Origin of the sequence: Streptomyces sp. DSM 110735 (assembly GCF_016482685.1) — a bacterium.
GTDB lineage: Bacteria > Actinomycetota > Actinomycetes > Streptomycetales > Streptomycetaceae > Streptomyces.
The window spans coordinates 69,701-90,897 of sequence record NZ_JACYHF010000018.1 but is presented as its reverse complement, the minus strand read 5'-3'; the positions used below and the strand labels follow the sequence as shown (position 1 = coordinate 90,897).

General features: G+C 74.2%; 18 protein-coding genes. 4 read left to right on the top strand and 14 right to left on the bottom strand.

Features of this window, described 5'->3' with window-relative positions:
- Window positions 1-30 precede the first annotated feature (30 nt).
- The 9 genes from IF655_RS24165 to IF655_RS24125 all read right to left on the bottom strand — a co-directional run bounded on the left by IF655_RS24165 (window position 31) and on the right by IF655_RS24125 (window position 12,772).
- Window positions 31-1,353, bottom strand: a complete 1,323-nt coding sequence (locus IF655_RS24165; protein ID WP_199587205.1) for a VWA domain-containing protein — start codon at window positions 1,351-1,353, stop codon at window positions 31-33.
- A 140-nt stretch (window positions 1,354-1,493) separates the two neighbouring features.
- Complete coding sequence (locus tag IF655_RS24160) at window positions 1,494-2,768, bottom strand: PP2C family serine/threonine-protein phosphatase (protein WP_199587204.1); 1,275 nt, start codon at window positions 2,766-2,768, stop codon at window positions 1,494-1,496.
- A gap of 4 nt (window positions 2,769-2,772) precedes the next feature.
- On the bottom strand, window positions 2,773-5,169 hold the full coding sequence (locus IF655_RS24155; RefSeq protein WP_199587263.1) for a serine/threonine-protein kinase: 2,397 nt from the start codon (window positions 5,167-5,169) through the stop codon (window positions 2,773-2,775).
- Window positions 5,170-5,222: 53 nt separating this feature from the next.
- Complete coding sequence (locus tag IF655_RS24150; protein ID WP_199587203.1) at window positions 5,223-6,527, bottom strand: hypothetical protein; 1,305 nt, start codon at window positions 6,525-6,527, stop codon at window positions 5,223-5,225.
- Between the two features lie 54 nt (window positions 6,528-6,581).
- Window positions 6,582-7,604, bottom strand: a complete 1,023-nt coding sequence (locus IF655_RS24145) for a glutamate ABC transporter substrate-binding protein (protein WP_199587202.1) — start codon at window positions 7,602-7,604, stop codon at window positions 6,582-6,584.
- A 14-nt stretch (window positions 7,605-7,618) separates the two neighbouring features.
- Window positions 7,619-9,115 (bottom strand): hypothetical protein, encoded by a 1,497-nt coding sequence (locus IF655_RS24140; RefSeq protein WP_374100333.1) that lies wholly within the window; start codon window positions 9,113-9,115, stop codon window positions 7,619-7,621.
- 200 nt (window positions 9,116-9,315) lie between these two features.
- The gene (locus IF655_RS24135; protein WP_199587201.1) at window positions 9,316-10,296 is read right to left on the bottom strand and encodes an N-acetylglucosamine kinase; all 981 of its coding nucleotides are present in this window, start codon (window positions 10,294-10,296) and stop codon (window positions 9,316-9,318) included.
- On the bottom strand, window positions 10,287-11,552 hold the full coding sequence (locus IF655_RS24130) for a 6-phospho-beta-glucosidase (RefSeq protein WP_199587200.1): 1,266 nt from the start codon (window positions 11,550-11,552) through the stop codon (window positions 10,287-10,289). Before IF655_RS24130 ends, IF655_RS24135 begins: the two co-directional genes overlap by 10 nt.
- Before the next feature lie 122 nt (window positions 11,553-11,674).
- On the bottom strand, window positions 11,675-12,772 hold the full coding sequence (locus tag IF655_RS24125) for a mechanosensitive ion channel family protein (protein WP_374100332.1): 1,098 nt from the start codon (window positions 12,770-12,772) through the stop codon (window positions 11,675-11,677).
- A 306-nt stretch (window positions 12,773-13,078) separates the two neighbouring features.
- On the opposite strand from IF655_RS24125, the gene IF655_RS24120 reads away from it, so the two are divergent.
- Window positions 13,079-13,615 (top strand): HNH endonuclease, encoded by a 537-nt coding sequence (locus IF655_RS24120; protein ID WP_199587198.1) that lies wholly within the window; start codon window positions 13,079-13,081, stop codon window positions 13,613-13,615.
- 103 nt (window positions 13,616-13,718) lie between these two features.
- Here IF655_RS24120 and IF655_RS24115 read toward each other — a convergent pair whose 3' ends face one another.
- The 5 genes from IF655_RS24115 to IF655_RS24095 are packed head-to-tail and all read right to left on the bottom strand — an operon-like array spanning window position 13,719 to window position 18,007.
- Window positions 13,719-14,330 (bottom strand): hypothetical protein, encoded by a 612-nt coding sequence (locus IF655_RS24115; protein ID WP_199587197.1) that lies wholly within the window; start codon window positions 14,328-14,330, stop codon window positions 13,719-13,721.
- The gene (locus IF655_RS24110) at window positions 14,327-15,655 is read right to left on the bottom strand and encodes a hypothetical protein (protein ID WP_199587196.1); all 1,329 of its coding nucleotides are present in this window, start codon (window positions 15,653-15,655) and stop codon (window positions 14,327-14,329) included. The genes IF655_RS24115 and IF655_RS24110 overlap by 4 nt, the downstream gene beginning before the upstream one ends.
- Complete coding sequence (locus IF655_RS24105; protein ID WP_206776351.1) at window positions 15,652-16,455, bottom strand: ABC transporter ATP-binding protein; 804 nt, start codon at window positions 16,453-16,455, stop codon at window positions 15,652-15,654. Before IF655_RS24105 ends, IF655_RS24110 begins: the two co-directional genes overlap by 4 nt.
- 38 nt (window positions 16,456-16,493) lie before the next feature.
- Window positions 16,494-17,408 (bottom strand): zf-HC2 domain-containing protein, encoded by a 915-nt coding sequence (locus IF655_RS24100; protein ID WP_199587195.1) that lies wholly within the window; start codon window positions 17,406-17,408, stop codon window positions 16,494-16,496.
- Window positions 17,405-18,007, bottom strand: coding sequence for an RNA polymerase sigma factor (locus IF655_RS24095; protein WP_199587194.1), 603 nt, complete (start codon window positions 18,005-18,007; stop codon window positions 17,405-17,407). Before IF655_RS24095 ends, IF655_RS24100 begins: the two co-directional genes overlap by 4 nt.
- Before the next feature lie 245 nt (window positions 18,008-18,252).
- Between IF655_RS24095 and IF655_RS24090 the strand changes: the two genes are divergently transcribed.
- From IF655_RS24090 to IF655_RS24080, 3 genes are all read left to right on the top strand, one after another.
- Window positions 18,253-18,489, top strand: a complete 237-nt coding sequence (locus tag IF655_RS24090; RefSeq protein WP_199587193.1) for a hypothetical protein — start codon at window positions 18,253-18,255, stop codon at window positions 18,487-18,489.
- The gene (malQ, locus tag IF655_RS24085) at window positions 18,490-20,835 is read left to right on the top strand and encodes a 4-alpha-glucanotransferase (protein WP_374100330.1); all 2,346 of its coding nucleotides are present in this window, start codon (window positions 18,490-18,492) and stop codon (window positions 20,833-20,835) included.
- A 62-nt stretch (window positions 20,836-20,897) separates the two neighbouring features.
- Window positions 20,898-21,164, top strand: a complete 267-nt coding sequence (locus tag IF655_RS24080; RefSeq protein WP_199587191.1) for a hypothetical protein — start codon at window positions 20,898-20,900, stop codon at window positions 21,162-21,164.
- Window positions 21,165-21,197: the final 33 nt, after the last annotated feature.

Sequence of the window (21,197 nt, the reverse complement as noted above, 5' to 3'; positions counted from 1 at the left end):
CCTTCTCCTGAGGCACTTGTTTCTGCAGGGTCACTTCTTCACGCGGACGGTCTTGGTGGACCGGGTTTCGAGCGTCATCTCGTCGGCCTCGGTGACCTTCGCTTTCAACCGCACAGTACCTGTCGAGGCGTCCACCACGTCCACCACCTTCGCAAGCAGTTTCGCAGTATCCGCGTTCCCCGACACCCTCGCGAGCTGAACCGCGCGTCCCAGTTTGGCCGTTGCTCCGTCCATATCGCCCGCTTTGCGGAGGTCTATGCCCTGCTGGATGACCTGCGCCAGTTCGGCCTGACCCGTGTAGTGGGCGACTTGGGGGTTGATGGCGGTCGAGGCGGTCAAGTCGTCGGTCCACACGGCCCGTACGAGCCCCTGGGCGTCCAGGTTCCGCGCTGTTCCTCCTGGTCGCGGGACCACCAAAGAGACCCGCGCGGCCAGCATCTCCTGACCGAGTCCGGCCGCCGGGACCGTCACGCACAGGTGGTAGTCGCGGGACTCGTCGCCCCAGGAGCCGGTCGGGTAGTCCCCGGCGCGCGGGCCCGCCTCGGTGCGCCGGTCGGTCAATTCCTCGACCGAGGGCGCCACTTGCTTGAGGTACGAGACGACGGCGCCCGCCGGGGTCCACACCCGCAGGGCGACGTCGGCGACCTCCTTGCCCATCGCCGTCTCCATCATCGCCGTGAAGTCGTCGGTCAGACGGGCGGGGTCGGCCACGATGTCGGCGGTGCCGAGCAGCGCCGAGGCGATGGCTGTGACTTCTTTCACTTCCCAGTCGGTGCCCACCCCGCGGGCGTCACAGGTGAACCGTCCGGCGCACGCCTCCAGGGTGGCGCGCAGCTCCTCGGGCGACTCGTGCTCGTTGCGCCCGTCGGTGAGCAGGATGCCGTGCCGGATCTCCACGTCCGCCGAGGCGAGCAGCCGGTCGGCCAGGCGCAGCCAGGTGCCGATGGCGGTGCCGCCGCCCGCCGAGAGACGGCGCAGCGCGCGCTTGGCCTGCTCACGGGTGGTGGCGTCGGCCACCGCGAGGCGTCCGCCGCCGGGGTAGACCTCGCGGGCGACGTGCGTGCCGTCGATCACCGCGAAACGGGTGCCGTCGCGCAGGGCGTCCAGGGCGGCGGCGGTGGCGTCGCGGGCGTTGCGCATCTTGACCGGCGGGTAGTCCATCGAGCCGGAGCAGTCCACCATGAGCGCGACGGCGGCCGACGGACCCGCGCCCGCCGACCGGAGCGCGGCGGAGCCGCCCGTCGCCGTCACCGTGACCACGGCGTGGACCTCGCGGCCGTCCTCCGGCAGGTACTCGTTCTGGTAGACCTCCACCGAGAACCGCGGACCCGCCGGTTTCGCGAAATTGGCCATGCTGCTTCACATCCCCCAAGAAGCACCCCGCCGGGGCGGGGCGGTGCGTGAGCCGCGGTTCCGGTCCCCTCCGGTCCCGCGGCTGCTTCCCCGTACGTGGCCGCCCCACGGCGCGCGGTGGTCCCCGCGCGCGAACGGCCTCAGGCCGATCCTGCCCCCGGAGCGGGCGCGGGGAACGGCACGACGGCCACTGTTACGTTGTCGTGGCCCCCGCCGTCCAGCGCGTGGCCGACGAGCACCTGCGCGGCGTGCAGCGGACGCTCCGCCGCGTCCTCGGGCACGATGCGGGCCAGTTCCTCCGCCGCCTCGGCGTAGTTCCACAGACCGTCGGTGCAGACGATCACCACTCCCGCCCGGTCGGGCTTGAACGACGCGGTGTGCGGCTCCAGTTCGTAGGCGTCCGCGCCGAGCCAGCCGGTGATCGCGTGGGCGCGCTCGTCGGCGTACGCCTCCGCCTCGTTCATCAGCCCGGCGGCGACCATCTGCGCCGCCCAGGAGTCGTCCTCGGTCAGGCGGGCCGGGGCGGCGGTGCGGTCGTCGGGCACCCAGTAGGCGCGGCTGTCGCCGACCCAGCCGACGACCAGGAGTCCGGAGGTGACGACGGAGGCGACGATGGTGCAGGCGGGGGCGTTCTGGTGCGGGGCGTGTTCGCGCGCCTCGTCCGGCTCCCCGGCGAGCGCGTCGACCGCCTGTGCGGCGGTGACGATCGCCTCGTGCATGGCCGCTTGCGGATGTGTGCCGCGCGGCAGGGCGGCCAGCAGGCTGTCGCCGGCCGCGCGCGAGGCGGCCATGGACGCCTCGTCCGGGCGGGTCGCGGAGGAGACGCCGTCGCAGACGACGGCGACGGAGGCGGGCGCGCCGTCGGGCAGCGCGGTGTGCGCGACGGCGAAGGCGTCCTCGTTGCGGTGGTGGCGCAGACCCCGGTCGCTGACGGCGGCCAGCGGACCCGACTCCCGTTCCATGTGGTCGCGTTCGCGGGGCTGGGCGTGACCGCAGTTCTCGCAGTAGCCGTCGCCGTCGACCCGGCCCGCGCGGCAGGCCACGCAGACCGGGGCGGGCTCGGCGCGCGGGTCCGGTGCCTGCAGCGCGTACTCGTCCGGCTCGCTGGGACGGTCGAGGCGCACGCCCGCGGAGGCAGCCTCCGGACCGGGCAGCGGCGCGCCCCCGGAGTCGGTGCCGGGCACGTCGGTGGCGCGGTGCGTCCTCGGTTCGGCGCTGTCCGGACCCGGCGGCTCGGGGGCGGGCCAGTCCACGTCGGCGGCGCCCGTCATGGCGAGCGTCGGCTGGTCCCGGGGCGGCGCGGGCACCTGGGAGAGGTCGTATCCGCAGGCACCGCAGAAGAGGTCGCCGGGCTCGAGCGGCTCCGCGCAGCTCGGGCACTTCGGCAGTGCGGCCTGCTGGGGCATCTGTGACATTCGCCTACACCCACGTCCGGGGGCGGTAACGGTTGGCCCGTTCCACCAGTTCGATCCTCTCCTCGCCGCCGGGCGCCAGCCGGGCCAGCGTGCGGTACGCGCGTTCCAGACCGAAGCGGAGACCCCGCTCGTCCAGACCGCTGCCGAGCAGCACCCGTCCGCCCGAGGCGGGCGAGCCGGTGCCCCTGCCCTGGGAGAGTATCCAGTCCAGGGCGCAGCCGAGGACTTCCGCCGACAACCGCTCGCGCCGCGCCGGGTCCAGACCGTACGCGTCCAGCGCCTCGATCTGACCCGCCGCGGCGGTCAGATCGTCCAGGAACGGTACGTCACCCGGGCTCGCCGTGCGCTGTCTGAGGCGGGCGCGTACGGCGGCGACCCGGGCGGCGGTGTAGTGGATGGACGACTCCGGCACCGACTCCAGGGTGTCCACCGCGCCGGTGCGGTCCCCGGCCGCGAGCCGCACCCGGGCGAGTCCGAACGCGGCGCTGACGAAGCCCGGGTCGGTCGCCCACACCAGCCGGTAGTACTCGGCGGCGTTGTCCAGTTGACCCAGTACCTCCGCGCACAGACCGAGCGCCAGCTTGGGCGCGGGCTCGCCGGGAAAGGCGTCGTAGACCGCGTCGAAGGCGAGGGCGGCGTGGGCGAGGTCGCCGGTGGCGAGGGCGGTCACGCCCCGGTACCAGACCACCCGCCAGTCGTCGGGGCGCTCCGCCTCCAGACGGGACAGAGTCGTCAACGCGGCTTGCGAATCGCCCAGTTCGAGGCGGGCGCGGACCCTGCGCAGCCGGGTCTCCACGGTCTGCGCGGGAGCCGCGTCCAGCGCGGCGAGGAGTTCGCCCGGGGCGGTGGCGGTCAGACCCGCGAGGAAACCGGCGTCCGGGTCGTTCGGGTCGACCAGCGGGACGGGCAGGGCGAGCGCGGCGGCCGCCGTGTCCACCGCCCGGACCAGGGCGGGGGGCGGGGCGGAGGGCGTACGACCCGTGCCGCGCGTCCCCAGGCGGGAGACGTCGCCGTCGAGCACCGGGAACAACTCGGTGTCCGTGACCCGCACTTCGGGTCCGAACAGGGTCGAAAGCGCCGGCCGGGGCTGCCCGGTCTGCAGCGAGACCACCTCGCGCAGCACCCCGGTCAGTTGCTCGGCCATCTCCTGCGCGGAGGCGAACCGGCGCGCCGGGTCGGGGTCGGTCGCGCGGACCAGGAAGCGGTAGAAGGACTCGTAGCGCCGGAAGACCTCGATGGTGTCCGGGTCGGGCAGCGAGTCGGCGTACACGGTCGTGTAGCCCTGGAAGTCGAAGGTGAGGACGGCGAGGGTACGGCCCACCGTGTACAGGTCGCTCGCGGGCGAGGGCCCCACGTCCGCGACCTCGGGTGCCTGGTAGCCCACCGTGCCGTAGATCGCGGACTCCTCGTCGTCGATCCGGCGCACCGCGCCCATGTCGATCAGCTTGAGCTGGTCCTCGGTCTGGATGGCGTTGTCGACCTTGAAGTCGCAGTACAGCAGGTTGCGGCTGTGCAGATGACCGAGCGCCTCCAGCGCCTCGATGCCGTACGCGCACGCCTGCTCCACCGGGAGCGGGTCCCGCCTGCCGTCCGGGGTGCGGCGGGCGTTGGCGATCTCCTTCAGGGACTTGCCGCCGACGTACTCCATGACGATGTAGCCGTCCAGGGAGCCGGTGCGCTGGTCCAGGTGCTCGACGAAGTTGTAGATCCGCACGATGCCCGCGTGCTCGATCTCCGCGAGGAACCGGCGCTCGGAGATCGCCGCCTCCATCGCGTCCTGGTCGCCGGTGTCCAGGAGACCCTTGAGCACCACCCAGCGGTCGGAGACGGCACGGTCCACCGCGAGGTAGATCCAGCCGAGCCCGCCGTGCGCGAGACAGCCCGCCACCTCGTACTGCCCGTGCACGATGTCCCCGGCGCGCAGCTTCGGCACGAAGGAGTACGGGTGCCCGCACTTGGTGCAGAAACCTTCCGTGCGCCCCGGACGCTCACCTCGCGCCCTGCCGACCGGCGCCCCGCAGTCCGAGCGGGAGCAGTACCGCTTGCGCTCGGGCACCTGCGGGTTCTCCAGCACCATCGCGCGCGGATCGGGCTTCGGCACCTGCGGCACCGCCACCAGACCGGCGCCGAGGCGTCCGCGCCCGGACTGCCCCGAGGACGCGCCCGAGCTGCGCACCGACACCGAACGCCCGGCGGCGCGGCCCGAGTCGGCGCGGGAGAGCCGCCCCGACACCGAGCGGCGCGAACGCGAGGACTGCGAGGAGGTACGGGCGCTGCGCGAACTGCCGCTCTCCGTGGGACCGGTGGACTCCGGGACCACGACGGGCGGCACCAGCGGGGTCACCGGGGCGACCACCGGCGCCAGACCACAGGTGTCGCAGTACAGCCCCCCGCCGCCCATGTCCTCGTACCTGCCCGCGCAGTCCGGGCGCTGGCAGGCGTGCCGTTCCTCGCTCACCCCTCGTCCCCCTTCGCGTCCGTGGGTCCGTGCTCGGGCACCTTCGGCGCGTTGAGCAGTTCGGCCGCCGCGTGCTGGTAGCGCAGCACCGCCTGCTCCGCCACGCGCAGATCGCAGGGCGCGCTCCACAGCGTGCGGCGCGCCGCGTCGTACCGCTCGATCAGCAGCGGGTCCTCGGCCAGACCGTGCCGGGCGACCTTCGCCCGGTAGGCGTCCAGGCGCCCGCGCAGCTCGGCGCGGACCGCGAGCGGCGCGGTCACCGCCGTCAACGACTCGCGGGCGCGCAGCAGTTCGTCCTCCGCCCGCCGTTCGAGGGAGTCCAGCAGCGGGGAGAGCCGGTGCCAGCGGGCGTGCCTTCGGTACTCGGCAGCCGTCGCCAACTGCTCCTGGAGCACGGTCGGCGGACCGCTCACCACCGGGACCTCGGTCGCCGCGATCTTCGCCAGGACCTCGCCCCGCGCGGTCCGCGCCTCGGCCAGCGTCCGGTCGGCGCGCGACAGCACGTCCCGCAGCCGGATCAGCCGCTCCTCGGCGTCCTGACGGACCGTCAGCACCGCGTCGATCTCCCGGCGCACGTCCTCAAGGGCGCGTGCCTCGCGGTCGTACACCGTGGTGTCCGGGCGCCCGCCACCGGGCGCCGAACTGCCCTGCGCGGGCGTCCAGTAGGCGAGCGGGTCGCTGATCACGCGGGCGCGCAGCCCGGTCAGCGTGGCCGTGATGCCCTCCAGGTCGTCACCGGCGGGGTGTTCGCCGGGGCGCACCCCGACGGAGTGGGCGAGAGAGCGGGTGCGGTGGAGTTCGGCGGCGAGTAGATCTATCCGGGCGGGCAGCGCCGACCACACCGCGTCGGCGGCGACCACCACGTCCAGGGAAGAGGCGTACAGCTCGTTCATCCGCTCGACCAGCGCGGTCAGCGTGCAGCTCTCGCTGAGTCTGCCGGTGCCCGCCGGGAGCGCCGGACTCGCCAGCGTGACCGACTCCCCGCGCAGCAGCCCGGTCAGCTCCACCAGGTCCTCACGGCTGGACCAGCGGCGCCGGGAGCGGATCTCGCGCGCCCGGCGCAGCGCTGCCGTGTACGCGTCGAAGCACGCCCACAGCACGGTGATCGCCTCTTCCGCGGCAGCCCAGCGCTCCTTGGTGACACCGGTCAGCTCGGCGCCCTCCAGGAGTCTGCGTCCCGCGTGGTCCTGGAGCGCGAGCAGCGAGGTCTCGATCGCCTCGTGCTCCTGGCCGAGCCGCGCCAGCGCACGGTCCACCTCGTCCCGGTCCATCACCGGCCCGGCGGGGTCCGTGACGCCCATCGATCACCTCTCGCTGCTGTCCCAAGTCGGCGCTGTCTCGTCCTGCCCGGTCGCTCAGCTCTCACCCCGGTATGCGGGCACGGGCGGACGGTACGGCTTGGCGTCCTTGCCCAGTGTCGCCGACAGCCACTTGTCGTACGACGCCTGCCAGCCGTCGGAACGGTAGTCCGCCAGCACGCGGTTGACCCGCCCCACCAGGTCCCCCGCGTCCTTCTTCATGGCCACGCCGTAGTACTCGGTCGTGAAGGCGGGGCCCTTGAGTTCGAGCGTGGGGTCCTGGGCCGCCTGGCTCGCGGCGAGCGCGCCGTCGGTGATCACCGCGTCCGCCTCGCCGAGCTGCAACCGCACCAGGCAGTCGAGCTGGTTGGGCACCGCCTCGCCGACGACCGCCTTCACCGCGCCGGACTTCACGTCCCCCGCCAGCTTCTTGCGCGCCGTCGAGCCCGCCGCCGTGCACACCCGCTTGCCCGCCAGGTCCCGGTACCCCTTCACCGGCGAGGACTTGGGCGCCAGCACCTGCTGCCCGGTCCGGAAGTACGGCGCGGAGAACGCGACGTCCTTCAGCCGCTCGCAACTGATCGTCATCGTGCGCACCACCATGTCCACCCGGCCCTCCTGGAGGGCGGCGATGCGCTGGCTGGTCGGGATCGCCTTGAACTGCACGGCGTCCGGGTCGCCCACGATGTCCTCGGCGATCCGGTGCACCAGGTCGATGTCGAAGCCCTCCAGCTCCGCACCCGGGTTGTTCGGATTGCGGTAGCCCCAGCGGTAGCTGTTCTGGTCCACGCCGACGATCAGCTTGCGGGTGCCGGGACGGGCCTTGATCGCGTCGATCGTCTTCCCGCTCGCCTTCGACGGCGGCAGCGACAGGTCCTGCGCCGTGGCGTCCTCGCACGTCGAGGCGCGCGCCTGGCTGCCCTCGACCACCGGACCCACCGACGTCACCGGACCGGGCTCCGGGTGCGCCTGGGTACGCGGGAGGAACAGCACGAAGCTGAGCGCGAGGGCACACAGCACCGCCATCGCGCCGACCCCGCCCCAGCCGCGCAGCCGGGTGCGTCCTCCTGCCGCGTCCATGCTCCGGCCCCCTGTCACCTGTACTCCGAAAGCCTGCGCCCGATGCCCAGCACCGCACCGGCCGCGCCGAGCACACCGAGGGCGGCGGCACCCGCGGGCAGCCCGGTCATCGCGTCCCGCCCGTCCCCGGCAGCCCGCTCGAACTCCGCCTGCTCGTGACCGATGGCGCGGTTCAGGTTCTCGTCCACGCCGTCGAAGCACTCCCCGGTGGTGCCCTTCGCGCCGATCACCATGGCCAGCGCCTGCTGGTAGTCGCCGCTGTCGTCCTCGCGGTGGGCGTCCGCGTGCCGCTTCTTCCACTCCGCCATGTTCCGCGTCGCCGCGGTGACGGGCTGTGCGCCCGCCGGGTCGTCGGCGAGGGAACCCGCCCGCTTCAGGCTGCCGTTCAGCACGGTCATCTCCTGGTCGAATCCCCGGTAGTACGTGTCGTACACCGTGCCGTCGACCGTGACCGTCTCGGCGCCGCGTGCCACCAGACCGAGGTTCTCGTTGCCGCGCGCCTTCAGGGCGGCGATCTGGGCGCTGTGCAGGACGTTCAGGGAGCGGATGCCGTGCTCCTCGGAGCCGTGCAGCCCGGCGCGGGCGACCGTGTGCCCGACCAGCAGCCACAGCAGGACGACGGCGGTGGCGGTGGTGGCCGCGACCAGGCCCTGGTTCAGGACGCGGTTGGTGCGCCGGTACTCGCGGTGCTGCGCCCAGCCGAGCCCGCCGAGCGCGAGGACACCGAGCGCGACAGCAGCCCACGGGTACGGGGTCGCGTCGCCGTAGTCGGCGGCCAGGCGCTGGTTCTCCTTGGTGTACAGGTCCTCGGCGGCAGGCAGCATGTCCTGCTGCATCTTCTCGTTGGCGTACCGCAGATAGGCGCCGCCGACCGGATAGCCCTGCCGGTTGTAGACCCGGGCGCGCTCGATCAGACCCTTGTACTCCGGCAGCAGCCGGTTCAGCTTGGCGATGCTCGCCGCGGCGGCGGAGTCCGGCTCGGACTTGGCGGCGGCCTTGACCAGACCTGCGGCGGCGCGGCTGATGTCCTTCTCGTACCGGTCCCGGGTCTCGGGCGTCTCCTGCCCGCCCGCCAGAAAACCGCTGGAGACCGTGGTGTTGGCGTCCGCCAGCGAACGGTAGATCGACGCGGCGCCCGAGCTGAGCGGCTGGCTGCCGTGCAGCACGTCGTCCGCGGCGGCGGCGCGCTCGCCGCTCTGCCACGCGGTGACCGCGCCGAACGCCACGACCAGCAGGGCGAGTACGGCGCCGATGACCCGCAGCCGCCCCGGCTCGGTGGTCGCGGCGGCGCGCAGCCGCTCGGCGCCCTCGACGAACGCGGTACGACGGCCGGGGGGTTCGGGGGCGGAGGAGCGACCGCCCGCCGGACGACCGCCCTGGGGCGGCACGGCGGGCGGGGCGGCGACGGCGGGCTGCGGGAGCGCGCCGGGCTGCGCGGGCACGGCGGCGGACGGCGCGGGCAGGGCGGAGCCTGCCGTCGGCGGCGCGCTGCTCCTCGGCGGTTGTGTCACCCGACCTCCCCCATGGTCATCGTTCGCCGCCCAGTATCACCGCCCGCACCGCCTTCCGCACCAGCCTTCACCGCATCTCGCCCGGACGACGGCATGTCACCACCCGTCCCGGAACACGACCTGTCCACAAACACGCCGGGTCAATCCTGATCGGTTCCCGGTGCGACGGTGAACAGGACCGGTCCGCCGAGGGGTTGGCGTCAGGGGTGTTCCGACTCCCAGTACGAGCGGGCGCGTTCCCCCGATTCCGGGGGCGCGTCCAGGTGATCCAGGGCGAGGAGGGCGGCGCCCAGGACCGGCGCGGCACGGATCGGGCGGGGATCGGCGTGCGGGGCACGGGAGTTGAGCTGGTCGCGTACGGCGTCGTCCAGGACCGCGTGTCCCGCCGTCAGCACGCTGCCGCCGAGCACGACCGGAGTGGGCTCCCCGAGGAGGTCGAGGCGGGTCAGCGCCACCGACGCCATCACCGCGACCTCCTCGGCCAGTCGCCCGACCAGCGAACGGGCCACCGCGTCACCCCGGGCGGCCGTCCCGAAGAGGACCGGCGTCAGCTCGTAGCGGCGGGACGACGCGAGGTGTCCCAGGTGCAGGGCTTCGATCAGGGCGTACATCGAGTCCAGACCGAAGTGCGCCGGGAGCGCGCGGGCCAGCTCCGTCGGACCGCCCCGGCCGTCCTCGGCGCGCGCCGCGTGCCACAGCGCCTCCTCCGCCAGACCCCAGCCGCCGCCCCAGTCGCCGGAGAGCCGCCCGAGCGCCGGGAAGCGGGCGGTACGGCCGTCGGGGCGCATCCCCACGCAGTTGATGCCCGCCCCGCACACCACCGCCACGCCCCGGGGCTCGGCCACTCCGGCGCGCAGGACGGCGAAGGTGTCGTTGCGGACGGTAACCGAGGAACCCCAGGCGCGGGAGCGCAGCGCGGTCGCCAACTCGGCTTCCTCGACCGGGAGATCGGCGTTGGCGAGGCAGGCGGAGACATGGGAGACGGACGTCAGACCCGCCTCCGACAGCGCGCGCTCGACCGGTTCGGCCAGGGTGTCCAGCGCCCGCCCCACCCCGACCGCCGGCGGGCGGAAGCCGCCTCCGCGCGCCGTCGCCAGCACCTCGCCCTCCGCCGTGAGTACGGCCACGTCGGTCTTGCTGTTGCCCGCGTCCACAGCGAGCGCGGCGGCTGTCACGCCCATGGCAGGTGCTCCCGGTTGTGGGCGAGGAGGAGGTCGGTGAGGGTGTCGGCGTACGCGTACTGGCCGACCAGGGGGTGCGCGAGCAGCGCGCGGAACACCCGCTCCCGGCCACCGCGCAGCGCCGCCTCCAGGGCCAGGTCCTCGTACGCCGTCACGCTCGCCATCAGCCCCGCGAACAGCGGATCGACCTCGGGAATCGGCAGCGGCACCGCCCCCTTCGCGCCCACCGCCGCCGGGACCTCGATCACCGCGTCGGCGGGGAGGAAGGGCAGCGTGCCCGCGTTCAGCGTGTTGACCACCTGGTACGGGCTGCCGTTGCCGGTGAGCAGGGCGGCTGTCAGGTCCACCGCCGCCTCGGAGTAGTAGGCGCCGCCGCGCCTGGCGAGCAGCGCGGGTTTCTCGTCCAGCGCCGGGTCGGCGTACAGCGCCAGCAGTTGGCGCTCCATGGCGGCGACCTCGGCGGCGCGGGAGGGCTTGGCGCGCAGCTCGTCCACGACCTCGTCGTGCGCGTAGTAGTAGCGGAGGTAGTACGACGGGACCACGCCCAGGCGGTCGAGCAGGGCGCGCGGGAGGCGGAGGTCGGCGGCGACGGTGTCGCCGTGCTCGGCCAGCAGGCGGGGGAGCACGTCGGGACCCTCGGGTCCGCCGAGGCGGACGGCGGTCTCCCAGGTGAGGTGGTTCAGCCCCACGTGGTCGAGGTGGACCTCGCCGGGCGCGGTGCCGAGCAGCGCGGCGAACTTGCGCTGGAGTCCGATGGCCACGTTGCACAGACCGACCGCGTGGTGTCCCGCCTTGAGCAGGGCGCGGGTGACGATGCCGACCGGGTTGGTGAAGTCCACGATCCAGGCGCCCGGGCTGACCCGGCGTACCCGCTCGGCGATGTCCAGCACCACCGGGACCGTACGCAGCGCCTTGGCGAGACCGCCCGCGCCGGTCGTCTCCTGGCCGACGCAGCCGCACTCCAGTGGCCAGGTCTCGTCCTCGTTCCTCGCCGCCTGTCCGCCGACGCGCAACTGGAGCAGGACGGCGTCGGCGCCCTCGGCTCCCGCCTCCAGATCGGCGGTGGCGGTGATCCGGGCGGGGTGACCGTGGCGCGCGAGGATGCGGCGGGAGACGGCGGCCACCGGCTCAAGGCGCTCCGGGGCGGGGTCGACCAGCACCAGTTCCTCGACGGGCAGGGTGTCGCGCAGCCGCGCGAGGCCGTCGGCGAGTTCGGGGGTGTAGGTCGAGCCTCCGCCGACCACGGTGAGCTTCACGGGCGACTCCCTCGCGTTGCCGGGGTGATCGGCGCAGCGAACGTAGGCCCCGGCGGGAGCGGTCGTCAACGCCGCGCGCCCCCGGTCCTGGGGTGGACCGGGGGCGCGTCGGGGCGTGGGGGTTACTTGGTGGTGGTCGGCTTCGCCTGGACGATCGGGCTGGTCGCCAGGGACTGCGGGGAGGTGGGGCTGGCGAAGGCGGAGGGGGCGGCGATCGAGGCGTCCGCGGCGGGGGCGTCCTCGTCGTCCTCGATGGCCGTGGCGCCGCCCACGATCGGGATGCTCGCCTTGTCGAAGGCCCGCTTGATGCGCCAGCGCAGCTCGCGCTCCACGCCGACCGACTTGCCCGGCATGGTCTTGGCGGAGACGCGGATCACCATGGAGTCGATCAGCACGCTGTCCAGACCCAGGACCTCGATGGGGCTCCAGAGCAGCTCGTTCCAGGGCTCTTCCTTGCCCATCTTCTCGGCGACCTCGTCCAGCACGGACTTGACTTTGTCCAGGTCCTCGCCGGCGCGGACGGTGACGTCCACGTTGGCGGTCGCCCAGCCCTGGGAGAGGTTGCCGATGCGCTTGACCTCGCCGTTGCGGACGTACCAGATCTCGCCGCTGTCGCCGCGCAGCTTGGTCACGCGCAGACCGACCTCGACGACCTCGCCGGTGGCCACGCCCGCGTCGATCGTGTCGCCGACGCCGTACTGGTCCTCCAGGATCATGAAGACGCCGGAGAGGAAGTCGGTGACCAGGTTGCGGGCGCCGAAACCGATCGCGACACCGGCGACACCGGCCGACGCTAGCAGCGGGGCGAGGTTGATCTTGAAGGTGGAGAGCACCATCAGGGCGGCGGTGCCGAGGATCACGAAGCTGGCGACCGAGCGCAGCACCGAGCCGATGGCGGCGGAGCGCTGACGGCGGCGTTCGTTGTTGACCAGGAGACCGCCGAGCGCGGTGTGGTCCACCGCCTGCACCGTGCGGTTCATCCGCTCGATCAGCTTGGTGATCGCCCGCCGCACGACCGCGCGCAGCGCGACCGCGATGACGATGATCAGCAGGATCTGCAGACCCATCGCGAGCCAGGTCGACCAGTTCTGCTCCACCCAGCTCGCGGCGTTGGTCGCGCTCTGCTGGGCGTCCTGGAGCGAGGGGACCGCCGGGTCCGAGCCCGAGGGCGAGGGAGACGGGGACGCTCCGGCGGCCAGTAGGGCGACGGGCAAGGACACGGCTGGTACCTCCATGGTGCTGCGCGGTCCGCCCCGGCCGGATCGGCAAGATCACGAAAAGGTCACCGGGTGGACAGAACCACCACACTAACGGGGCATTGTGCGCGGCTCCGCCGTTTCGCGCAGGGCTACCCCCTCCCACCTGCGCCTTGACCAGCCATGATCGTCCAGCCCCCGTCCGGTGTGGTTGAAAACACTCCCGGCCCGTTACCGGCACATGGTGGCGCTTCCACCAGCCATGAGGGGAGACTGGCTCCAGATCGTCCCGGCGCGAGCCACGCGCCGCCGACGCCCAAGGAGGCACCCGTGCCGCATGTCCTGGTCCTCAACGCGTCGTACGAGCCGCTCGGCGTCGTACCGCTCCGCCGCGCGCTCGTCCTCGTCCTGGAGAACAAGGCCGTCTCCCTCGAGGAATCCGGCGCCTATATGCACAGCGCGACCGTCACAGTCCCCGCACCCAGCGTGGTCCGGCTCAAGCGATTCGTCCGGGTGCCCTACCGGGGCCCCGTTCCCCTGACCCGGCGGGCCCTGTTCGCCCGGGACGGCGGACGGTGCATGTACTGCGGTGGCGTCGCAACCAGCGTCGACCACGTCATCCCGCGCTCACGCGGGGGCAAGCACGTCTGGGACAACGTGGTGGCCTCCTGCCGCCGCTGCAACCACGTCAAGGCCGACCGCCACCTGGTCGAACTCGGCTGGCGCCTGCGCCACAAACCCGCCCCGCCCACCGGTCTGGCCTGGCGCATCATCGGCACGGGCCACAGAGACCCCCGCTGGCTGCCGTATCTGCAACCGTTCGGCGCGGACGACGCCCTGGCCCGGATCGACGGCATTTCGGCCTGACGTCCGGGCCTTCGCGCGTCCGCGCGGGGCTGAGCCACGGGGGTCGCGGGCTGTGGGTCGGCACGGAGGGCTCTGTGGTGCGCGCGGTGCGGAGTGCCGGGTGTCACGTCGTGCGGGGGTCCTCCCGGCGTGCGCCGCGGACCGCGTACAGGGCTGTGCCGGCCGTGAAGGTCAGGACGGCGGCTGTCCAGGCGGCGGGCTGCGGACCCGGCTGGACCGGCCACGCCCAGAGCGTGGCGGCGCGCCCGTGGGCTCCGGAGGAGGCGAGATAGGCGGCGGAGACGTAGGCGAAGGCGGGGAGCCAGCTCAGACGGGCGCCGAGGAGGACCGCCGACAGGGCCGCGAGACCCGTACAGCCCAGGACGTTGCGGATCACGGCGGGCGGACCGAAGGTCTGCGGGTGCCCCAGCACCGCAAGGGGGAGCAGCAGCGCCGCCAGGGCGGTCAGCGACGCCAGCCACGCCAGGCGCCGGGACCACCAGGGGCGTACGGCCGTACGGTCCAGTTCGTCCGACGGGGTGTGCAGGCTCACCCCGATCACCGCCGACGCCAGCAGCGGCGCCAGGGCGACCACCGGTACCCGGCGGGCGGGGTCCATGTAGGCGTCCAGGAGACCGGACGCCCAGACCGCGAAGCCCGTTGTCGCCATCAGGGCGGACAGGGTCAGCGGGAGGGAACGGGAGCGGGCGTAGAGCAGGAAACCGTGGGTCCTCACAGGGACGGCACCCCCTTCATCGCGCAGTCGTTCCGCGAGGCGAAGTACGCCGACAGCCACGCGCGGCGACGGTCCTCGTCCATGCCGGCCAGCTTCGCCCGGGCGGCGAGGCGGGCGCGGAGGGCGGCACGGTCGGCGGCGTCGCCCTGGGCGTCCCGCTTGTCGAAGGAGTCCTGCTCCGGGCTCGGCGCCAGATACGCCGACACGGCGTCGTCCGCGAGCGACACCCGCTCCGGCAGCCTGGCGCAGTCACCGCGCCCCTGCATCAGCGCGACCGCCTCCCACGCGTACCGCTTCGGCTCGGTCAGCCGCCCCCGTACGACTGACCAGCCGAACGGCGTGATCATCGGCAGTTGCGTCTCGTCGGCGGGCGGTTCGCCCTCGTGGTCCTCCCAGCGCACCGGAAGGTTCCGTACGCCCCGCAGCTTGCCCGTGACGCCGGACAGGGCGTCGCTCACCTGCGGGAGCAGCCGCGCGTACCGGGCGTTCACGCAGACCGCCGGGGTCACCGAGGTGTCGCACGCCTGGCGCCCGGCGTACGGGTCGGGCTGCCACAGACCGCTTCCGGTGTGCAGGAGCAGCGCGCCGCAGGCCGCGGCGGCGGTCAGCGGCAGCAGGGCCGTCACGCGGCGCCGTGCCGCGTACGCCAGCGTCAGAGCGGCGGCCGGGCCCAGCGTCCACCCGCCCATCGCGAGCGGCTGCCACCACACCGGCTCGTGGGTGGGCCAGATGTACGCGGCGGGGCTGAGGGACTTCGCGGTGCCGTTGGAGCCCAGCACGCCCAGCACCACGTACCCCACCATCCCGGTCAGCGGAGCCGCCAGGACCGTGGGGACGACCCGGCCGACCACGTGACCGGCCAGTACGGCCGCCACCAGGGCCGTCGCGTCGCCCGGCACGGAGACGAGGTGGGGACGGTCGCCCATCGAGTACGGCCAGGTGGCGAGCGAGACGGCGGCGACGGCCAGGAGGTAGCCGAGGACCACCCAGACGGCCGACGGCACCGCCGCCGCCAGCAGCCGGGTCAGCGGAGGACGTACGACCGTCCCCCACAGCTCCTCGGTACGGCGCCGCCTTTCCCGGCCGCCCTGCCAGCAGCCTGCCGCGGCGGCCATCGGCAGGGTGATCAGCAGGGACTCGTGCAGCCTTGAGGCGGTCTCGGCCCAGCCGCCCTGCCAGGTGGCCGAGGTGGCGATCATCATGCCCCCGGCTGTCAGCAGCACCGCGAGCCCCGCCAGCGGAGCGAACCCCCGTACCGCCTCCGCCCGCAGCGGATGCGGCGCCCGGACCTTCTGCGGCGCGGGTCTGGTCGTCGTGACGGTCATCGCACCGACCCCCGCGTCGCCGGGGCGCCGTGCGCGCGGTGGGTGCGGAGGGCGGTCGTGTAGCCGCGCTCGATCGGGTGGTCGCCGGGACCGTCCGAGGTCTCGCCGAGGAGGGTCAGGGCGCGGGGCGTACCCCGGTAGGCGATACGACCCCCGTCGAGGAGGGTGACCTCGGTGCAGGCGGCGGCCACGTCCTCGACCAGGTGGGTGGAGACGACCACCGTCGCGGAGACCCCCAGCGTGCGCAGCAACTCGCGGAACTCCACCCGCTGTTCGGGGTCGAGTCCGGCGGTCGGCTCGTCGAGGAGCAGCACGCCCGGATCGTTGACGATCGCCTGGGCTATGCCGACCCGGCGGACCATGCCACCGGACAGCGTCCTGATCTTCGAGTCGATCCGGTCCGCGAGTCCGACCCGGGCCACTGCCCGCTCCACCGCCCCGGGGACGCGGTCGGTCGGCATCTCCTTCAGCCAGGCCACGTACGCCACGAACTCGCGCACGGTGAAACCGGGGTAGTAGCCGAACTCCTGCGGGAGATAACCCAGTCGGCGCCGGATCGCGGTCCGCCCGCGTGGTTCGGCGCTGTCCTCGCCCAGCATCTCCACGCGCCCGCCGGTGGGTTGCGCCACGGTGGCGAGGACGCGGATCAGCGAGGTCTTGCCCGCGCCGTTCGGACCGAGCAGACCGTGCACACCGATGCCCAGCTCCAGGTCGACGGAGTCGAGCGCGACGGTCCTGCGGTGCTCCACCCGCAGCGCGGCCGCGCGGATGGCGGGCGGTGTTTCGGAAGGGACGTACAAGAGGACTCCAAAGGAAGGGAGTTGAGTGGTGAGCGCGCTCAGCGGCGCGGCAGGCGGTCGTACGCGGGACGGCGGACCGCGAGCAGGGCGCCGCCGAGGACGGCAGCCGCCGCCCACGCGCCCTGGGCCACCGCGCCGTCCAGGCAGCGCGAGAGCTGTTCGGCCAACTGGTGGGTGACCTCGCCCGCCGGGGCGCCGGGCAGCGGTGCGAGGACGGCGCACAGCCAGCCGCCCGCCGTGACCCCGGCGGCCGTGCGGCAGCCGGTGAAGGAGGCGAGCGCCAGGGTGGCCAGCGACAGCGCGAGACCCGGCAGCAGCCAGGCGGCGGCAGCCGGGGCGCCGGAGCCGGGCAGCAGCAGCCCGGTGAGGGTCAGCAGCGGCAGGCTGACGGCGAGTACGGCGGCGGTACGGGTCAGCGCCAGGCGCAGTCCGCCGCCCGGGGTGGCGGCGGTGATCTCGTACAGCGGGTCGGCGTGCGGACCGTACGACAGCGCGACCCCGGCCACCGGCAGCACCGGCGCGATCGCCAGCAGCACCACCCTGGCCTGCGTGAATCCGCCGCCGAGCCCCAGCAGCATCGCCCCGACGGCGACTCCGAGCACGGCGGTCAGCCAGGCACCGCGCACGGCGGGACCGGCGGCCCAGAGGAGACGGGCGAGGCGGGGGAGCCGGGAGGAACGGGGGCGGGTCGCCCGTAGGGGAGCGGTGACCGGTGCTGGTGCCGATGTCGGCGCCACCGCCGGACCCGCCGCCAGTACCGCTGCCCGTACGTCCCCCAGCACCGCCCCCGCCGCCGTCGCCCGTACCGCCCCCGACACCCGCGCCGCGCACCCCGCGCAGCGCTCCACGTGCTTCTCCAGGGACCAGGCGTCGGACTCGGGCAGGGTGCCGTCGGCGTAGCGCGCGGCGAGGGTGCCGGCGACGTGCCAACCGGACGCGTCGTGCTTGGTCATGCCGTGCCTCCCAGCGGGGACGGGTTCAACTGGGCCAGCGCGTCCCGGAGTTCGGCGCGGGCGCGGCGGGCGCGGGACTTGACGGTGCCCTCGGGTATGCCGAGCAGCCGGGCGGCCTCCCGGGTGCTCAGCCCGTCCACGACGGTCGCCCGCAGCACCTCGCGCAGCTCGGGGGAGATGCGGTCGAGCGCGGTGCCGACGTCGCCGTACTCAAGACCGGCCAGCACGCGGTCCTCGGCGGACGGCGCGCTGGCAATGGCGTACGGCGCCGTCGGCTCGGCGTCCAGCGGGGGTCCCGCGAGCCGCGTGGCGCGCTCCCGCGCCCGCCGCGCGTCCACCAGCCGCCGCGCCGCGATCGTCCACAGCCAGCCGCCGGTCTCCTCGCCCCGGTGCCCGGCCGACGAGCGCCACACGGTGACGAAGGTGTCCTGGAGGACTTCCCGTACGGTCTCGGGATCGGCGCAGCGGCGCGAAAGACGGGCGTGCAGCCAACCGGCGTGCCGGTCGTACAGCTCGGCCATCGCCGCCTGGTCACCCCCGGCGACGGCCCGCAGCAGCGCCGCGTCGCCCGCGGCGCCCTTCTCCCGGTGGCCCCCCATGGGGCGGAACAGTCTCACACCCCCTCTATCGACGGCCGGTGCGCCGGTGGATCACTCCCGCGCGGGACGTCCGTACACCCGCGCGCCGGAGTGAGGTGGGAGTGTCGTCGCCGGGACGGGGTAGGGCTGCGGTAATCCGGCACAAACCCGTACCGAATCCGGCGCGGGGGCGTACCGGGACCCGGTCACCGGGTTCCGGTCCGACCCCGTACCGGAGAACCCGTACCGACCGCCAGGAGGCATCCGTGGCCGCACCGGCTCACCTTTCTCTGCCCGCCCAGTGGAAACGCTCGCCGGAGACGGTGTCCCGGCCCGGCGCGGGCCCGCGCGCGTTCAGCGCGGAAGGCGCCTGCGTGGAGACCCCGCTCACCAGCGAGCCCCCGCTGCCCGACGCCGCCCCCCTGACCAGCGAGCCCCCGCTTGCGGACGCCGCCCCACTGACCGACGCCGACTGCCCGATCGCCGACTGCGTGGGGCACTAGATGGGAGCGGCGGAGGACGACGCGGAGCGGAGCCGCCCCGGCGGAGGAGCGGCCGGGGGTGACTCCGAGCGCGGCCCAGCCGCAGGAGAGACCCCCGAGCCGGGGCGTGCAGTGCAAGACGGCCCCGAGCCGGGCCGCGCCGCCCAGGACGACCCCCACCTGAACCGTCTCGCCGGGCTGCACGGGGTCGCCACCTCCTACAGCCCCGCCCCGGACCGTACGGTCGCGGTCCCCGCCACCGCCGTGGTCGCCGCGCTGGCCGCCCTCGGGGTGGACGCGGCGGACTCGGACGCGGTCCGCGCCGCGCTGGACGCGCGCGAGCGCGAGCTGCGGGAGCGCCTGCTGCCACCGACGGTGGTCCGCTGGACGAGCACCCCGGACGCGGGGACGCGCACCCCGGACGCGGGGACGAGCGCCCAGGACCCGGGGACGAGCGCCTCGGACGCGGGGACGCGCACACCGCACGCGGCGACCAACCCGCCGGAGGTGAACCCGGGCGCCCCGGAGCAGCCGGACCCGTTCGAGACGCTTCCCCCCGGCACCCGCCTCCACGTCACCACCGAGCAGGGCGACACCCGCGACACCGTCGACGGACTGCCCCCCGGTGTCCACCGCGTGACCGCCACCGCCCCCGACGGCCGGACCGCCGACGCGCACCTCATCGTCGCCCCCGACCGGCTGCCGACCCCCACCACCCGCTCCTACGGTCTCCTCGCCCAGCTCTACTCCGTCCTCTCGCACCGCTCCTGGGGCATGGGCGACCTCGGTGACCTCGCCGAGCTGGCCGGATGGGCGGGACGCGTGGCAGGGGCGGGGTTCGTGCAGGTCAACCCGTTGCACGCGGCCGTACCGGGCGCGCCGACCGACCCCTCGCCGTACCGTCCCTCCTCGCGCCGCTTCCCCGACCCGGTGCATCTGCGCCCCGAGGACATCCCCGAGTACGCCTACGCCGACCACCGCCGCCTCGGCGCGCTGCGCGAGCGGGCCGAGCGGCTGCGCGCCGACGTGCTCGACAAGGGCGCGCTGATCGACCGCGACGCGGTGTGGGAGCTGAAGCGGCAGGCGCTGGAGCTGGTCGCGCAGGTCCCGCTCGGACCGGGACGGCAGACGGCGTACGACGCCTTCCGCGCCGAGGAGGGGCAGGCGCTGGAGGACCACGCGACCTGGTACGCGCTGGCGGAGCGGCACGGTCCCGACTGGCGCTCCTGGCCACCCGCGCTGCGTGACCCGCGCTCGGAGGAGACGGCGCGTGCCCGCGCGGAGCTGGCGCCCCGGGTGGAGTTCCACACCCGGCTCGCCTGGCTCACCGACCAGCAGTTGCGGGCCGCCCAGCGCGCCGCGCACGAGGCGGGGATGCCCGTCGGGATCATCCACGACCTCGCCGTCGGCGTGCATCCGCAGGGCGCCGACGCGTGGGCGCAGCAGGACCACTTCGCCGCCGGGATGTCGGTCGGCGCCCCGCCCGACGCCTTCAACGCGCGCGGCCAGGACTGGGGTCTGCCGCCCTGGCGCCCCGACCGGCTCGCCGCCTCGGGCCACGCGCCGTACCGCCATCTGCTGCGCGCCCTGTTCCGGTACGCGGGCGCGGTCCGCATCGACCATGTGATGGGTCTGTTCCGGCTGTGGTGGGTGCCCGAGGGCAGCCCGCCCACCGAGGGCACCTACGTCCGCTACGACGCCGACGCCATGCTCGCCCTCCTCGCCCTGGAGGCGTCCCGCGCCGGTGCCCTGGTGATCGGCGAGGACCTCGGCACGGTCGAGCCGGGCGTGCGCGAGACGCTGCGGCGGCACGGGGTGCTCGGCACCTCGGTGCTGTGGTTCGAGCGGGACTGGGAGGGCGACGGCCGTCCGCTGCCGCCCGAGCGGTGGCGCTCGGACTGCCTGGCCACGGCGACCACCCACGATCTGCCGCCCACCGCCGCCCGGCTCACCGGCGAGCACGTCGACCTGCGCGACCGGCTCGGGCTGCTGACCCGTCCCGCCGCCGACGAGCGCGCGGAGGCGGTCGCGGACACGGCGGAATGGCTCGCCCTGCTCGGCAGCCTCGGTCTGCTCGACAGCCCGGCCGCCGGACCGCCCGGCACCGACGAGGCGGCGGAGATCGAGGGCTTCCACCGCTTCCTGCTGCGCACCCCGGCCAGGCTGATCGGCGTCTGGCTCCCCGACGGCATCGGCGACCGCCGCCCGCAGAACCTGCCGGGCACCTGGGACGAGTACCCCAACTGGCGGCTGCCCGTCTCCGACGCGGCGGGCGCCCCGGTGGCCCTGGAGACCCTGACGACCTCGCCCCGGCTGCGGGCTCTGCTGGAGGTGGTGCGGGCGGGTCTCGCGGCTCCGGAGGCATGAGGCAGGTGTGAGTACGGCACCCCGGGCGCGCGGGCCCGGGGGCCGTTCGCTAGTTTGGGACCGTGGACAAGAAGAACGCCCTGCGCGCCGGTGCTCTGGCGGCCGGCACGACGCTGATGATGCTGCTCATGTCGTCCCCCGCGCTCGCGCTCACCCGCGACGACGGTGACGACCCCGGCCCCGGTCTGAGCGTCATCGACACCGTCGGCCTCTACGTGCTGCTCCCGATCGGCCTGTTCGTCGTCATCGCCGGACTGGTCGTCATGCTGGACAAGTCCAAGGGCACCACGTCGTCCAAGTCGTCCGCCAAGGCCGAGGCCAAGGTCTGACGGACCCGCATCCGCTCTCCGAGGGCGCCGCTC